Source organism: Curtobacterium sp. MCLR17_031, from assembly GCF_003234775.2.
In the GTDB taxonomy this organism is placed as follows: Bacteria; Actinomycetota; Actinomycetes; order Actinomycetales; family Microbacteriaceae; genus Curtobacterium; species Curtobacterium flaccumfaciens.
Genome location: NZ_CP126270.1, coordinates 2,084,091 through 2,099,922 on the forward strand (window position 1 = coordinate 2,084,091; position 15,832 = coordinate 2,099,922).

Genomic DNA, 15,832 nt, shown 5'->3' on the forward strand with positions numbered 1-15,832 from the left:
TGGGACGGCGTCACCATCGCACCACGGACGGAACCTCGCACGAGAGCTGCGCCGTGCGGGCGAGCGCTCAGCGCGCGGCGCGCCGCCCGACGTCGTCGGTCTCGCCGACGAGGGCGTCGTCCGGCTCCACCGGTTCCGGCGACCGCTGCGGCACCGCCGCGCCTGCGGCACGACGCGCCCGCGCCGCTCGCGACGCCCGCGACGACAACGACGGCCGCCCGGTCAGGGGCACGCTGAGCGGCGTCCACCGGAACAGCTCGGTCACCGCGACGGACAGCACCAGCACGAGCACGTAGGTGACGAGGGTGAGCCACGGCCGTGGCACGACGGCCTCGAGCCAGCTGTCGCCGAAGAGCAGGATCCAGATGACGAACGGGTGGCTCAGGAAGATGCCGAACGAGCGGTCGGAAGCGTAGTCGACGAACCGGGCGGTCCGGCTGCCGGGTCGCCGGCGGTCCGCCCAGGCCGCGCCGATCGCCAGGAACCCGACGAACACCGCGGTGCTCCAGACCACCTGGACCGGCTGCAGCGGCGTCCCCGCGGCGTAGAGGGACTGCCCGAGGCCCACCTGGAGGGCCCACACGCCGAGGGTCAGCCCCCCGACGCCGGCGAACGCCCACAGGACCGAGCGGCGGTGGACCCGGATGAACCGCAGGAAGGCGTCGGCGTGGTCGGCGGCGATCGCCCCCGAGACGATGAAGAAGACGTACGAGAAGAAGAACTGCTTCTGGTACCCCTGCATCCACGCGTCGCTCGCCGGGAAGTACTTGTACCCGGCGAACACCACCAGCTGGACCAGGAACGCCACGACCAGCACGGTCACGTGGTGCCCGCGGCTCCGGCGCACCAGCCAGACGATCACCGGCAGGAGCAGGTACACCTGCATCGTCACGAGCAGGAAGTACAGGTGGTACCACGAGGTGCCGGTGACGATGCCCTCGGCCGCAGTGCGCACCAGGTCGGGGACGTCGCCACGGCGGGTGGGACTCAGCAGCCACGCCGCCGCGACGTAGACGAACGACCACGCCAGGTACGGCACGCCCACGAGCAGGAACCGCTTCGGCCAGAACTGCGCCATCGGCCTCGGGCGCAAGGTGTAGCTGTACACGAGCACGAACGCGGTCAGCGAGAAGAAGACCAGCCGGGTGAAGTGCAGCAGGGCGAGCAGCGCGTTCAGCCCGACGTCGTCGGTGGCCGCGGTGTGGCTCGTGGTGTGCACCCCGATCACGCACGCGAACGTGAGGATGCGGAGCACGTCGACCTCGTACAGGTGCCGGGGCTTGCCCTCCGCCGTGCGCGTCGGCGTCTGCACCCCCGGCTCGTCGCCGGTCAGCGCCGGGGACACGCGTGATGGTCCGTTCACGAGGGTCGGGCCATGGTCCGGACCTTCGCGCGCTGCACCTTGCCGGTCGGCGCACGCGGCAGGTCGGGCACGACGATGACCTCGACCGGTCGGCGGAACCGGGTCAGCTGTGCCTCGGCCCGGGCCACGAGGTCGGCCACGAGGGCAGCGTGGTCGACGGGTTCGTCGGGCTGCGGGATCACGTAGGCGATCGGGACGGCACCGAGCACGTCGTCAGGGCGGCCGACGACGACCGCCTCGAGCACTCGGGGGTCGCCGAGCAGGACGTCCTCGACCTCGGACGGGTAGACCTTCTCGCCACCGCGGTTGATGACGTCATCGGAGCGTCCGGCCAGGGACACCCAGCCGTCGGCGCTGACCGAGCCGACGTCACCGGTGTGCAGCCAGCCGTCGGCGTCGAACCGCTCGGACGCGCGGCCACCCAGGTAGCCCCGGACGATCCCCTCGCCCCGCACCCACAGCGCACCGATCTCGCCGGCGGGCAGCACCGAGCCGTCCTCGCCGCGGACCTGCACCTCGGACCCGACCGGCACCCCGACGGTGCCGGGCCGGGCCGGTTCGTCGAGCGGGGTCGCCGTGATCTGCGAGGCGCCTTCGGTCATGCCCCAGCTCACGACGAGCGGCACGTCGCCGAGGGCGGCGCGCACCGGGTCGGGCAACGGCGCCGACGCGCTGCGCACGAACCGCAGGCCCGGCGGGAACTCGAGCGGTCCGGTCTTCGCCAGCACGGCCAGGACGGCCGGGACGGCGTTCAGCCAGGTGATCCGTCGTTCCGCGAGCAGGTCCCAGAACCCGGTACGACGGAAGCGCCGGTCGAGCACGAGGGTCGCGCCGGCGACGAGCGTCGCGAGCAGTCCGACCACCTCGGCGTTGACGTGGAACAGCGGCAAGGAGTTGAACCCGCGGTCGTCCGGCACGAGCCCGTTGTGCCGTGCGACGGCCCGGGCGACGAACAGCAGCTGCGTCTCGGACAGCTCGACGCCCTTCGGCGCGCCGGTCGACCCGGAGGTGAACAGCACGACGGACCCCTGGCCCGGCGCGTGCGGGCTGTGGGCGGGCAGGTCGCCGTCACGGACGGCGGTCGGGAGGAACGTGGCCGGGTCGATCCCGCTCGCCGGTGCCCCGGGGACGGACGCGTCCACCGCGCGGTCCGACACGACGATGGACGCTCCGCCGATCAGGTCGGCGAGACGGCCGGGCTCGGTGGCCGGCTGGCCGGTGTCGACGGGGATCGCCCGGCGACCGGAGGCGACGGCGCTCAGGTGCACGACCGCGAACGCGAGCGGGTCACCCACGTCGACCAGGACGGCACCCGACGGGGCGATGCCGATCGCGTCGAAGGTCCGCGACCAGGCGGTCACCGCGTCGTCGAGCGCACGGTACGTGAGGACCCGCTCGGAGCGAGCGTCCTCGAGGAAGTGGCGCACGCCCCCGTCGGCCGCACGGGCCCGGATGAGCGAGCGCAGGTCGGGTTCATCACGAACGGGCTGCACGCAGGAAGGCTATTGCGCGACGCTATGAGCGGTCAGAGGGAAGAGCGGGATCTGTGGAGAACCGGTGCAGCATCCACTGCCACAGCGGGAGCATCCGGGGGACGCCGTCGCGGGTGAGCGGCGTCGAGTCCTTGATGATCAGGGAGTGTGCCTTGCCCTCGCCGCCGAGGTCGGTGAGGATCGCGTGCGGGTCCGCTCCGGCGACGGGCGGTGCGGTGTCCGTCTCGAACGGCCCGGAAACACCGCTCAGTCCGAGGACGTCCCACGAACCGGTGATGCGGGGGCCGAACGTGTCACGGACGTCGTCGATGGCGTACATCCGGTCCACCGGTGTCCGGCCCGGGCGGTCCATCCACGCTGCGTGTGCCGGCCCGCGGGACTCGACGGGTGACGAGAACATCAGCGCGCCGTGGACACTGCGGATGTGGGCGATGTACGCCGCCTCTCCGCCGCCCTGCGAGTGCCCGGCCACGACGATGTCGTCCCAGACGATGCGGTCGTCGCCCTGGACGAACCGCCCCCAACCGCCGTCGGGGTCGTGGTCGTCGAGGTACGCGACGGCGTCCCGGAAGCGCGAGACGATCGACCCGGCCGGACTCACCGCACTGAACGCCGAGGGCCGCGTGCCGTCGAAGCGGTTCCGCTGCACCATGCCGTAGCAGCGTGCGTTCGCCTCACACGTGCCGGACAGGGTACGGCCCAGGTTCCAGTAGTCGAGGCCGAGCACGTGGTACCCGTCGGCCAGGGCGGCTCCGAGGAACCGCTGGTACTCCGCCGGACGGGACCGGGTCGCCGGCAGGAACAGCAGGAGCGGACCGTCGGCCGAGGTGCGCGCGGCGAAGTCGTCGCGGTTCGGGGTGAGCCGCTCGCCGTTCACGGTTCCGAGCCGGAACCGGTGGAACTCCCCCTCGGGCCCGTGTTCGTCACCCGACGGCCGTTCGTGCACCGCGACGCGGCCGTTGTCCGCCACTCGCTGGGCACCGAGGACGTTCGCGGCGACGAGCGAGGCGGCCCCGATCGCCACGAGGACGAGCGCGGCGAGGATCAGCGCCAGGCGGTGGTTCATGGAGTGATCCGCGCCCACACCTCGTCAGCGGAGCGGATCGTCTGCTCGAGCGTCCCGGTGGCGTCGACGACGTGGTCGGCGAGGGCAAGGCGGTCGGCATCGCTCGCCTGGGCAGCGACGCGACGCTCGGCCTCGTCACGGGGCATGCCGCGGTGCTCGACGAGCCGTTCGATGCGCTGCGCCGCGGGGGCGTCGACCACCACGACCGCGTCGAACCGGAGCGGACGCGACCCGCGGGCCTCGGCGAGCAACGGCACGTCGTAGACCACAAGGGCATCGGGATCGGCTGCCTCGGCGGCGTCGAACGCCTGCTGCGCGAGCCGCCAGACCTCGGGGTGCGTGATGGCTTCGAGGTCCTTCCGCGCCGCGGGGTCCGCGAACACGATCGACCCGAGCGCCGGCCGGTCGAGGGAACCATCGGCGGCGATCACCGACGGACCGAACCGCTCGGCGACCTGTGCCAGGCCCGGGCTGCCCGGTGCCACGGCATCCCGAGCCAGTCGGTCGGCGTCGACGACGACGGCCCCGTGCTCGGCCCAGCGCCGGGAGACGGTCGACTTGCCCGCGGCGATGCCGCCCGTGAGTCCGATGATGTGCACGGCAACAGGGTAACGACCCCGATGCCCGGAAACGCCGGAAGCCCGGCACCCTGTCAGGGGTGCCGGGCTTCCGGTCGGGACGAACCGCTCGATCAGTTGTTGGTCGAGCTGAGCTTCTCGCGGAGTGCAGCGAGCGACGCGTCGTCGGCCAGGGGGCTCGCGCCACCCGTCTCGCCGGCGAACGACGAGGTCGACGACGACGAGGAAGCCGTGGCCGGGAGGTCGAAGCCACCCTGCGCCTCGTCGGCGATGGTCTTCGCGACCTGCGCCTTGTGGGCTTCCCAACGCCCCTGGGCGGCCGCGTACTGGCCCTCCCACTCGGTGCGCTGCGTGTCGTAGCCCTCGAGCCACTCGTTGGTCTCCGGGTCGAAGCCCTCGGGGTACTTGTAGTCACCCTTGTCGTCGTACTCGGTCGGCATGCCGTAGAGCGCCGGGTCGAACTCGTCGCTCTCCGGGTCGACGCCCTCGTTCGCCTGCTTGAGGCTGAGCGAGATGCGGCGACGGTCGAGGTCGATGTCGATGATCTTGACGAAGACCTCGTCGTTGACCGAGACGACCTGCTCGGCGAGCTCGACGTGCTTGTTCGAGAGCTCCGAGATGTGCACGAGGCCCTCGATGCCGTCGGCAACGCGGACGAAGGCACCGAACGGGACGAGCTTCGTGACCTTGCCCGGTGCGATCTGACCGATCGCGTGGGTGCGGGCGAAGACCTGCCACGGGTCCTCCTGCGTCGCCTTGAGCGAGAGCGACACGCGCTCGCGGTCCAGGTCGACCTCGAGGATCTCGACGGTGACTTCCTGACCGACCTCGACGACCTCGCTGGCGTGCTCGATGTGCTTCCAGCTGAGCTCGGAGACGTGGACGAGACCGTCGACGCCACCGAGGTCCACGAACGCACCGAAGTTGACGATCGAGGACACGATGCCCTTGCGGACCTGGCCCTTGTGGAGGTTGTTGAGGAACGTCGTCCGGGACTCGGACTGCGTCTGCTCGAGGAGCGCACGGCGCGACAGGACCACGTTGTTGCGGTTCTTGTCGAGCTCGAGGATCTTCGCCTCGATCTCCTGGCCGAGGTACGGCGTGAGGTCGCGGACGCGACGGAGCTCGATGAGCGAGGCGGGGAGGAAGCCACGGAGGCCGATGTCGACGATGAGACCGCCCTTGACGACCTCGATGACCGTCCCGGTCACGACGCCGTCGGACTCCTTGATCTTCTCGACGTCGCCCCACGCACGCTCGTACTGCGCGCGCTTCTTCGACAGGATGAGGCGGCCTTCCTTGTCCTCCTTCTGGAGAACCAGGGCCTCGACCTCGTCGCCGACCTCGACGACCTCGTTGGGGTCGACGTCGTGCTTGATCGAGAGCTCGCGCGAGGGGATGACGCCCTCGGTCTTGTAACCGACGTCGAGGAGGACCTCGTCGCGGTCGATCTTCACGACGGTGCCGGAGATGAGATCACCGTCGTTGAAGAACTTCAGGGTCTTCTCGACCTCGGCCAGGAAGTCATCAGCCGAACCGATGTCGTTGATGGCGACCTGCTTAGGAGCCTTGGTCGTAGTGGTTGTCATGTAGAGATTGCTCCGAACGGACATGAGTCGGGCCATGGCGTGCGGGGACTCGGCCCCCGTGGTGCACCGCCGTGGCGATTGATTGAGTGGCGCGGATTGCGCCGCACAAGTCTAACCGCACCGGCGGAGGCCCCACAACCGGGCGTGTCGACGGCGCGTCACCCGACCAGCGCGGTCCGCAGGGTGTCGAGCCCGATGCTGCCGAGCGAGAGCGCACGGTGGTGGAACGCCTTCAGGTCGAAGTCGGCTCCCTCGCGGGCGGCGACCTCGTCGCGGATGGACTCCCAGACGCGCTGACCCACCTTGTACGAGGGGGCCTGGCCCGGCCACCCGAAGTACCGGGCGACCTCGAACCGGACGAACGCCGGGTCCATGTTCACGTTCTGCCCCATGAAGTCGAGCGCGTACTCCCACGTCCAGCCGCCGCCGTCGGGGTTCGTCTTCTGCAGGTGCACGCCGATGTCGAGCACGACGCGGGCCGCCCGCATCCGCTGCCCGTCGAGCATGCCGAGGCGGTCGCCGTCGTCGTCGAGGAACCCGAGCTGCTCCATCAGCCGTTCGGCGTACAGCGCCCAGCCCTCGACGTGCCCGGAGGACCCGGACAGCTGCCGGCGCCACGTGTTCAGTTCGCCGCGGTTGTAGACGCCCTGGCTGATCTGCAGGTGGTGTCCGGGGACACCCTCGTGGTACACCGTCGTCTTCTCGCGCCAGGTGCCGAACTCGGTGACGCCCTCGGGCACGGACCACCACATGCGGCCGGCACGGGAGAAGTCGTCGGAGGGGCCGCTGTAGTAGATGCCGCCCTCCTGGGTCGGGGCGATCCGGCACTCCAGGCGACGGATCGGGTCCGGGATGTCGAAGTAGGTCCCGGCCATCGCGGCGATCGACGCGTCGCTCGTCTCCTGCATCCACCGCTGCAGGGCGTCGGTGCCGTGCAGGATCCGGGACGGGTCGGTGTCGAGCACCTCGATCGCACGGGCGACGCTCGCGCCGGACTCGATGCGGTCGGCGATGCGCTCCTGCTCGTCCCGCATGCGCGCGAGTTCCTCGAGGCCCCACTCGTACGTCTCGTCGAGGTCGACGACCGCGCCGAGGAACCGGCGCGAGTGCAGCTCGTAGGCCTCGCGACCGACGGCGTCGACGGGGGTGGCGAGCGGCAGCAGCTCGTGCTCCAGGAACTGTCCGAACGAGCGGTAGGCCGCCGCGGCGACCTCGGCACCGCGGTGCAGGTCTGCTCGGAGCGTCTCCGGCACGGGGACGCCGCCCTCGAACGCGGCGGAGTCGGCCAGCTGACGGAACATCCCGCCGTCGGCGCCGGTGCGCGCCGCCTGCTCGGCGATGAGCGCGACCTGGCGCTTCGCCGGGGTGACGTCTTCACGCGTGCCCTCGAGCAGTGTCTCGCGGATGCCCTCGAGGGCGTCGGGCAGCGCGTGCAGTCGGCTCGCGATGTCCTGCCAGTCGCCCTCGGTCGCGGTCGGCATCAGGTCGATGATCTCGCGGACCGACTGCGCCGGGCTCGCGATGACGTTCAGGTCGCGGAGGTGCAGCTTGCGCTCGTACGACTCCTGCACCAGGTCCAGCTCGGCGCCGAGGTCGGCCTTCGTCACCTGGTCCACGGAGTCGACGGCGGGAGCGGCGTCGAGCGCACGCTTCGCACCGCGCGCGGCCTCGGCCATCGCGGCTGCGCCGGCGGGCGAGGTGTCGCCGTACTCCCCCGTGCGCCCCGGGACGCCGATGTACGTGGCGGTCGTCGGGTCGAGGTCGACGAGGGTGGTGACCCAGTCCTCGGCGACGCGGTCGACGGCGGACGGCTGGCGGACAGGACGCTCTTCGCTCATGCCCCGACCCTACCGACCCTCGGGTCGACAGGACCCCCGGGCCGCCCGGGTCAGTGGGCGGCGCTCTCCCAGTTCGGCCCCACGCCGACCGAGACGTCGAGCGGGACGCTCAGCTCGGCAGCGCTGCCCATCCGGGTGCGGAGGATCTCCTCGACACGCTCCTGCTCACCGGGCGCGACCTCGAGGATGAGCTCGTCGTGCACCTGGAGCAGCAGGTGCGACTGCAGCTCGCCGTCGCGCAGGTCGTCGGCGACCCCGAGCATCGCGATCTTGATGATGTCGGCGGCCGAACCCTGGATCGGGGCGTTCAGCGCGGCGCGTTCGGCGTTCTCGCGCAGGACCCGGTTCGGGCTCTTCAGGTCGGGGAACGGACGACGGCGACCGAAGATCGTCTCGGTGTAGCCGTCCTCGCGCGCCTGCTCGACGACGTTGCGCAGGTAGTCGCGCACCGCACCGAAGCGGGCGAAGTACTCGGTCATCAGGGTGCGGGCCTCGGACTGCTCGATGCGCAGCTGCTTCGACAGACCGAAAGCACTCAACCCGTAGGCCAGGCCGTAGGACATCGCCTTGACCTTGGTGCGCATCTCGTTGGAGACCTCGGACGGGTCGACGCCGAACACCCGCGCGCCGACGAAGCGGTGCAGGTCCTCGCCCTCGTTGAAGGCCTGGATCAGGCCCGGGTCGCCGGAGAGGTGCGCCATGATCCGCATCTCGATCTGCGAGTAGTCGGCGGTGACGAGCGTCGTGTACGGCTCGGCCACCGCGAACGCCGACCGGATCCGGCGACCGACGGCCGTCTTCACCGGGATGTTCTGCAGGTTCGGGTCGGTCGACGAGACCCGGCCGGTGCTCGTGCCGGTCTGCTCGTACCGGGTGTGGATGCGCCCGTCGACCACGGCGGCGTCGAGCGTGTCGACGATCTGCCGGAGCTTCGTGGCGTCGCGGTGCTGCAGCAGGAGACCGAGGAACGGGTGCGGGTGCTGTTCCTGCAGGTCGGCCAGGCTCGCGGCGTCGGTCGAGAACCCGGTCTTGGTCTTGCGGGTCTTCGGCATCGCGAGCTCGGTGAACAGGACTTCCTGCAGCTGCTTCGGCGACCCGAGGTTGACCTCGTGCCCGATCTCGGCGAAGGCCTGCTGCGCGAGTTCGGCGGCGCGCTCCCCGAGTTCCTTCGACAGGCCGGTGAGCACCGGGCGGTCGATGCCGACGCCGATGGTCTCCATGCCGGCCAGTACGGACACGAGCGGCAGCTCGATGTCGTCGAGGACCTGCAGCGAGGACGCGTCGATCCGGGCGCGCAGGGCCGTGGTGACGCGGAGCACGAACCACGCGTGCACCCCGACGTTGACCGGGTCGGTCTCGGGGACCAGCTGGTTCGGGTCGGCCGTCGGCAGTTCTTCGCCGAGCTCCTGGTAGACGAGGTCGGACAGCGGCTGCCCCTGCTTGCCGGGCTGCGCGAGCCACCCCATGATCCGCGCGTCGCCGGCGATGCCGTTCACGACGAAGCCGGCGGTGCCGAGCGCCTTGATGGCGGCCTTGGCGTCGTGGAAGTGCTTCGGCGCGTCGGAGGCGAACCAGGCCGAGAGCTGCTCGTAGTCCTTCGCGCCGCTGCCACCCGGCACCAGCACGGCGTCGTCGTGGGTCGCGATGCCGATGGCGCTGAGGCGTCCGTCGATGACCTCGACCGCGACGCCGTAGCCGTTCGCCGCCTCGGTCGCGTTGCGGCGCTCGAGCCAGTACCCGAGCTCTTCGTCGATCAGGGTCTTGACGGGCGGCGGGGTCGGCGCGCCGTCGGCTACTGCACCCTCGGCCGCGGGCTCGGCGGGGTCGCCCGACCCGGCGACCTTGAAGACGCGGTCGAGCAGCGTGCGGAACTGCAGCTTCGCGAAGAGCTCGCGCACCGCGGTCTCGTCGACCGGGCGGAGCGCGACGTCGGCGGGACCGACCGGCAGCTCGACGTCGGTGACCAGGCGGTTGAGCCGGCGGTTCCGGATCGCCCGGTCCTGCTGCTCGCGCAGGTTGTTGCCGACGACGCCCTTGATCTCGTCGGCGTGCTCGAGGACACCGTCGAGCGACCCGTACTGGGTCACCCACTTGACCGCGGTCTTCTCGCCGACCTTGTCGATGCCGATCAGGTTGTCGCTGGTCTCGCCGACGAGGGCGGCGATGTCCGGGTACTGGTGGGGCTCGATGCCGTACCGCTCGTAGACCTTGTCGCGGTCGTAGCGGGTGAGTTCGGAGACACCGCGGACGGACGGGTAGAGCAGCGTGACGTCGTCGTTGACGAGTTGGATCGAGTCGCGGTCACCGGAGACCACGTAGACCGTGAAGCCCTGGTCGGCACCCTGCTTGGAAAGGGTCGCGAGGATGTCGTCGGCCTCGTAGTCCTCTTTCGTGACGGTGGTGATGCCCATCGCCTCGAGCGCCTGCTGCAGGAGCGGGATCTGGCCCTTGAACTCGGCCGGGGTCTCGGAGCGGGTGCCCTTGTACTCGGCGTACTCACGCGTGCGGAACGAGAACCGGGAGATGTCGAACGCCACCGCCAGGTGGGTGGGCTTCTCGCGCTGCAGGAGCATCAGCAGCATCGAGATGAAGCCGTGGATCGCGTTGGTGTGCTGCCCCTCGCGGTTCACGAAGCTGTCGACCGGCAGCGCGTAGAAGGCCCGGAAGGCGAGCGAGTGGCCGTCGATGACCATGAGGGTAGGCTTTGCGGAGTCCGACACCCGGACAGCCTACCGACGCCCGCTGACACGGAAGGTCGACGCAGACCGTGACCGACGACACCGCATCGACCACGATCGATCCCCGCCTCGACGAACGCGGCATGGGTGAGCTGGCCGAGAAGATGGGCATGGTCATCACCGAGCTCTCGGCCGAGCGGGCGGTCGGTTCGATCCCCGTCGAGGGCAACCGCCAGCCGGTCGGCCTGCTGCACGGCGGCGCCTACGTCGTCCTCGCGGAGAGCCTCGGTTCGATGGCCGCGAACGTGCACGCCGGGCCCGGCCGCTACGCCGTCGGCATCGAGCTCAGCGCCTCGCACTCCCGCAGCGCCACGAGCGGCATCGTCACGGGCACGTGCACCGCCATCCACCTGGGCGGCACGCTCACCACCCACGAGATCGTCCTGACCGACGACCAGGGTCGTCGCTGCTCCACCGTGCGGATCACGAACATGATCCGCGAGCGTCGCTGACCGACGGAGCGACGGACCGACGACTCAGTCCTCCGGCGGCCGCTGCAGCAGCAGGCGGGCGTCGCCGAACCCGAGCCTCCGGTAGAGCCGCTCGCCGTCCACGCTCGAGTGCACCGACGTCCGCTCCACGCCGAGTTCGTCGGCGACCGCGAGCAGCGCCGTCACGAGGCGTCCGGCGACGCCGGAGCCTCGCAGCTCCGGGTGCACGTAGACCGTCTGCACGTCAGCGGTCAGTCGGCGGCCCGGCCGGTCCGGCAGCGGCGGTCGCGCGATGAGCCCGAGCCACGCCATGCCGAGCACGACACCGTCCCGCTCCGCGACGACACACCGGTGCGACTCCGTGTGGTCGGCGGCGAACGCCGTCATGGCATCGCGGTAGGCCTCCACGCTCGCCGCCGGCTGCGCGCCGCCCTCGTCGACGCTCCACCGCCACCGCAGGTCCGCCACCGCCGGCATGTCGTCAGGCCGGGAGGCCCGGATCACCACGTCGTCCATGGCTCCAGCCTGCCAGGTGGTCGCGGCACACGCCCCGCTCCCGGACGCAGGAACGCCGCCGACCCCAGGGGGTCCGGCGGCGTTCCGTGAGCGACGGTGGTGCGCTGGACTACTTCTTGGCGCTGAGCTGCTCGATGATCGCCTTCGCGACGTCGTGCATGGTCAGGCGGCGGTCCATCGAGGCCTTCTGGATCCAGCGGAACGCCTCGGGCTCGGTGAGGCCCATCTTCTCGTTCAGCAGGCCCTTGGCACGGTCGACGAGCTTGCGGGTCTCGAAGCGCTCGACGAGGTCGGCGACCTCGGCTTCGAGCGTGATGATCTGCTGGTACCGCGAGAGGGCGATCTCGATCGCGGGGAGCAGGTCGTTCGGGGTGAAGGGCTTGACCACGTAGGCCAGCGCGCCGGCCTCGGTCGCGCGCTCGACGAGGTCCTTCTGGCTGAACGCGGTCAGCAGGACGACGGGCGCGATGTGGTTCTTCGACAGCTTCTCGGCTGCGGAGATGCCGTCGAGCTGGGGCATCTTGACGTCCATCACGACGAGGTCGGGGCGGAGGTCGGTCGCGAGCTGGACGGCGGTCTCACCGTCACCGGCTTCACCGACCACGTCGAACCCGTTGTCGCGGAGGATCTCCACGATGTCGAGGCGGATGAGCGACTCGTCCTCGGCGACGACGACGCGACGGGGTGCTGGTGCTGTTGCTTCTGTGTCACTCACGGACGAAAGCCTACTAGACGACGGAAGTGCCGTATCCCAGACCCACCGGTTTGGTACGAGTGGCGGGACGCGGGTCCGAACTGCCCCGCACGCCGTGAGCATTTTCGTACGAGTGGCGGGACTTGAACCCGCACGCCGTGAGGCAGAGCATTTTGAGTGCCCCGTGTCTGCCGATTCCACCACACTCGCGAGGAGGCCAACACTACCAGCCCGACCCGCGCCTCCCGGCCCGTCACCGATCGTCTCAGGAGCCCTCGAGCGCCTCGATCGCCGCCACGAGACCCGCCCGTCGCGGCGACCGCCGCGGCAGCACCTCGAGCAGCGCGCGCAGCACCAGCGCGTCGGTCGCACCGTCCGGGGTGCGCGCCCACGCGAGCAGGGCGTCGACGCCGCCGTCGGCGACGACCGACTCGCGGAACCGCAGCCGCACCAGGTCACGGACCGCGTCGACGCCGGGTGCGGCGGAGCCCGGCAGGACCGGTCCGGCGTACCGGTCGACGGCCTGGAGGCGCGCCCCGCGTTCGAGCGCGGACAGCACGCCGTCGACGTCGGTCCGGACCCCGGTCACCCGGTACGGCCGCGACGTCACGGTCACGTCCGGCGCGTGCTGCGCGAGGACCCGGCGCAGCCGGACGACCTCGGCGCGCAGGGTGACGACCGCGCCCGGGTCACCGTAGACGGCGGCGGCGAGGTCGGTCGCTGCGAGGCCGGCGGGGTGCGCGGCGAGCACGACGAGCAGTTCCGAGTGCCGGGCGGACAGCTCGACCCGGCGGTCGGCGATCCGGAGCACGGCGGTGTCGGTCCCGAGCACGGTCAGCTCGGCCGACGGTACGCGGGGGGTCCCTGCCCGGGGGCGGACCGCGGCCAGGGCGAGCTGGGCCTCGGCTGCGGCGACCGTGGCGGCGAGCAGCGACAGCGTGTGCCGCTCGACGGCGCGGTCGTCGCCCGTCAGGTCGAGCACGCCGACGGTCGCACCGCTCGCGTCGTGCACCGGGACGGCCGTGCACGAGAACGGCTTGACGGCGTTCGCGTAGTGCTCGTCGGAGCGGATCTGCACCGGACGGTCCAGACGCAGTGCCGTGCCGGGCGCGCTGGTGCCGACGCGGTCCTCCGACCAGTCGGCCCCGGGGACGAAGCCCATGTCCTCGGCGGCGCGACGCGTGGAGCGGGCGCCGTCGACCCAGACGAGACGACCCGCGGCGTCCGCGACGGCGACGACACAGCCGGCCGAGCGGGAGTCGTCGAGCAGCAGCCGGCGGACCACCGGCAGCAGGGTGGCGAGGGGGCCGTCGTGCCGGACGGCGTCGAGTTCGTCGTCGCCGAGGGCGAGGACCGGGGTGGCGTCGGGGTCGACCCGGGCGGACCGCTGCCACGATGCGGCGACGAGCGGGCGGAGCCGACCGGGTGCGCGCATGCATCCTCCGATCGACCCCACCCGCCGCTCCGTCGCGACGCGTGCGGTCAGCCTACGTCCGGGCCACCCGCGGGACCAGGCCGAGATCGGCGAGCTCGTCGTCGTCGAACATCCTCGACCGGGTGAGGAACCGTTTGCCCTCGGGGACCTCGACCGAGAACCCGCCGCCCCGACCGTCGACGACGTCGATCGTCAGGTGCGTGTACTTCCAGTACTCGAACTGCGACACCGACATGTAGACCTCGACCGGCTCGAGGCCGTCCACCTGCAACGCGCCGAGCAGGACGTCCCCCGGACCGGTCCGGAACATGCCGACGGGGTAGCACATCGGACTCGAGCCGTCGCAGCAGCCGCCGGACTGGTGGAACATCAGCGGGCCGTGCCGGGCGGTGAGGGTCCGCAGGAGCTCCCCCGCCGCCGGCGTCACCGCGACGCGTGCGGTGCCGGGCATCAGAAGAAGCCCATCGGTCCGTCGGCGTAGGAGACGAGCAGGTTCTTCGTCTGCTGGTAGTGGTCGAGCATCATCTTGTGGTTCTCGCGCCCGATGCCGGACTGCTTGTAGCCGCCGAAGGCCGCACCCGCCGGGTACTGGTGGTAGGTGTTCGACCACACGCGCCCGGCCTGGATGTCCCGTCCGGCGCGGTACAGGGTCGTGACGTCACGGCTCCACACGCCGGCGCCGAGCCCGTACAGGGTGTCGTTGGCCGTGGCGATCGCGTCGTCGTAGCCGCTGAAGGACGTCAGGGCGAGCACGGGCCCGAAGATCTCCTCCTGGAAGATCCGCATCGAGTTGTCACCCTCGAACACCGTCGGCGTGACGTAGTAGCCACCCGAGAGTTCGCCGCCCAGGTCTGCGCGCTCGCCACCGGTCAGGAGCTTCGCGCCCTCCTGCTTGCCGATGTCGATGTAGCTCAGGATCTTCTCGAGCTGGTCGTTGGACGCCTGGGCGCCGATCATCGTCGACAGGTCGAGCGGGTGTCCCTGCTTGACGGCACGGACGCGTTCCAGGCCGTCGGCGACGAACCCGTCGTAGATCTCCTTCGCCACGAGTGCCCGGGACGGACACGTGCAGACCTCGCCTTGGTTGAGGTTGAAGAACGTGAAGCCCTCGAGCGCCTTGTCGTAGAAGGAGTCCTGCTCGGCCGCCACGTCGGGAAAGAACACGTTCGGGCTCTTGCCGCCGAGCTCGAGCGTCACCGGGATGAGACTCTGCGACGCGTACTGCATGATCAGCCGCCCGGTGGTGGTCTCGCCCGTGAAGGCGATCTTCCGGATGTCCGGGTGCTGCGCGAGCGGTGCGCCGACCTCGATGCCGAAGCCGTTGACGACGTTGAGCACCCCGGCGGGCAGCAGGTCGCGGATGAGCTCGACGAGCACGTGGATGGACGCCGGGGTCTGCTCGGCGGGCTTCAGCACGACGCAGTTGCCGGCGGCGAGGGCCGGCGCGAGCTTCCACACCGCCATCAGGATCGGGAAGTTCCACGGGATGATCTGCCCGACGACGCCGAGCGGTTCGTGGAAGTGGTAGGCCACGGTGTCGTGGTCGATCTCGCCGGCGGAGCCCTCCTGCGCACGGATCGCCCCGGCGAAGTACCGGAAGTGGTCGATCGCGAGCGGGATGTCGGCGCCGAGGGTCTCGCGGATCGGCTTGCCGTTCTCCCACGTCTCGGCGACGGCGAGCATCTCGAGGTGCTCCTCCATGCGGTCCGCGATCTTGTTGAGGATGACCGCACGTTCAGCCGCGCTCGTCCGTCCCCAGGCCGGGAACGCCTTCCATCCGGCGGCGACGGCCCGGTCGACGTCCGTGGAGTCACCGCGGGCCACCTCGGTGAACACCTTGCCCGTGACGGGGGTGGGGTTCTCGAAGTACTGCCCGCTGGCGGACGGCACGTACTCGCCGCCGATGAAGTGGTCGTACCGGGATCGGTACTCGACCAGGGAGCCGGGCTCGCCGGGTGCGGCGTAGCTGGTGGGCGAGGGTGCGATGGTCATGGTGGTGCCCTTTCGACGACGCTGTCGGGGCGCACGGGTCGCGCGCCTGCTCCGCACGGTACGACCGCGGGGGTTGCAGGTCGTTGCACGGCCCGCGGC

The 15,832-nt window shown here is 70.8% G+C and carries 13 protein-coding genes and 1 tRNA gene; 1 reads left to right on the forward strand and 13 read right to left on the reverse strand.

The window, feature by feature from the left end; translation table 11 throughout:
• Positions 1-67 precede the first annotated feature (67 nt).
• The 7 genes from DEI96_RS09945 to polA form a co-directional block, all read right to left on the reverse strand.
• The gene (locus tag DEI96_RS09945; protein WP_181440513.1) at positions 68-1,312 is read right to left on the reverse strand and encodes an acyltransferase; all 1,245 of its coding nucleotides are present in this window, start codon (positions 1,310-1,312) and stop codon (positions 68-70) included.
• A 47-nt stretch (positions 1,313-1,359) separates the two neighbouring features.
• Positions 1,360-2,856, reverse strand: coding sequence for a class I adenylate-forming enzyme family protein (locus DEI96_RS09950; protein ID WP_111023043.1), 1,497 nt, complete (start codon positions 2,854-2,856; stop codon positions 1,360-1,362).
• A 22-nt stretch (positions 2,857-2,878) separates the two neighbouring features.
• A complete protein-coding gene (locus tag DEI96_RS09955; RefSeq protein WP_111023044.1) occupies positions 2,879-3,922 on the reverse strand; it encodes a BPSS1187 family protein in 1,044 nt (347 codons plus the stop codon).
• Positions 3,919-4,521 (reverse strand): dephospho-CoA kinase, encoded by a 603-nt coding sequence (gene coaE / locus DEI96_RS09960; protein WP_111023045.1) that lies wholly within the window; start codon positions 4,519-4,521, stop codon positions 3,919-3,921. The genes DEI96_RS09955 and coaE overlap by 4 nt, the downstream gene beginning before the upstream one ends.
• 92 nt (positions 4,522-4,613) lie before the next feature.
• On the reverse strand, positions 4,614-6,089 hold the full coding sequence (gene rpsA / locus DEI96_RS09965; protein ID WP_071403741.1) for a 30S ribosomal protein S1: 1,476 nt from the start codon (positions 6,087-6,089) through the stop codon (positions 4,614-4,616).
• A 158-nt stretch (positions 6,090-6,247) separates the two neighbouring features.
• Positions 6,248-7,927, reverse strand: coding sequence for a DUF885 domain-containing protein (locus DEI96_RS09970; protein ID WP_111023046.1), 1,680 nt, complete (start codon positions 7,925-7,927; stop codon positions 6,248-6,250).
• Between the two features lie 50 nt (positions 7,928-7,977).
• The gene (polA, locus tag DEI96_RS09975) at positions 7,978-10,620 is read right to left on the reverse strand and encodes a DNA polymerase I (protein ID WP_250897364.1); all 2,643 of its coding nucleotides are present in this window, start codon (positions 10,618-10,620) and stop codon (positions 7,978-7,980) included.
• A 128-nt stretch (positions 10,621-10,748) separates the two neighbouring features.
• Here polA and DEI96_RS09980 point away from each other — a divergent pair, with 128 nt between their 5' ends.
• Positions 10,749-11,117 carry a PaaI family thioesterase gene (locus tag DEI96_RS09980; RefSeq protein ID WP_051596794.1) on the forward strand — a complete coding sequence of 123 codons (369 nt, stop codon included), beginning with the start codon at positions 10,749-10,751 and terminating at the stop codon, positions 11,115-11,117.
• A gap of 24 nt (positions 11,118-11,141) precedes the next feature.
• Here the strand turns inward: DEI96_RS09980 and DEI96_RS09985 are convergent, their stop codons facing one another.
• From DEI96_RS09985 to exaC, 6 genes are all read right to left on the reverse strand, one after another.
• Positions 11,142-11,612, reverse strand: a complete 471-nt coding sequence (locus tag DEI96_RS09985) for a GNAT family N-acetyltransferase (protein ID WP_111023048.1) — start codon at positions 11,610-11,612, stop codon at positions 11,142-11,144.
• A gap of 109 nt (positions 11,613-11,721) precedes the next feature.
• Entirely contained in the window at positions 11,722-12,327 is a 606-nt protein-coding gene (locus DEI96_RS09990) for an ANTAR domain-containing response regulator (protein WP_017887240.1), read from the reverse strand.
• A 107-nt stretch (positions 12,328-12,434) separates the two neighbouring features.
• Positions 12,435-12,516, reverse strand: a tRNA-Leu gene (locus tag DEI96_RS09995).
• Positions 12,517-12,571: 55 nt separating this feature from the next.
• Positions 12,572-13,741 (reverse strand): helix-turn-helix domain-containing protein, encoded by a 1,170-nt coding sequence (locus DEI96_RS10000; RefSeq protein ID WP_111023049.1) that lies wholly within the window; start codon positions 13,739-13,741, stop codon positions 12,572-12,574.
• A 52-nt stretch (positions 13,742-13,793) separates the two neighbouring features.
• Positions 13,794-14,192: a DUF779 domain-containing protein gene (locus tag DEI96_RS10005; RefSeq protein WP_111023050.1), complete on the reverse strand. Its 399-nt coding sequence runs from the start codon at positions 14,190-14,192 to the stop codon at positions 13,794-13,796.
• The gene (gene exaC / locus DEI96_RS10010) at positions 14,192-15,733 is read right to left on the reverse strand and encodes an acetaldehyde dehydrogenase ExaC (protein ID WP_111023051.1); all 1,542 of its coding nucleotides are present in this window, start codon (positions 15,731-15,733) and stop codon (positions 14,192-14,194) included. Before exaC ends, DEI96_RS10005 begins: the two co-directional genes overlap by 1 nt.
• Positions 15,734-15,832 lie beyond the last annotated feature (99 nt).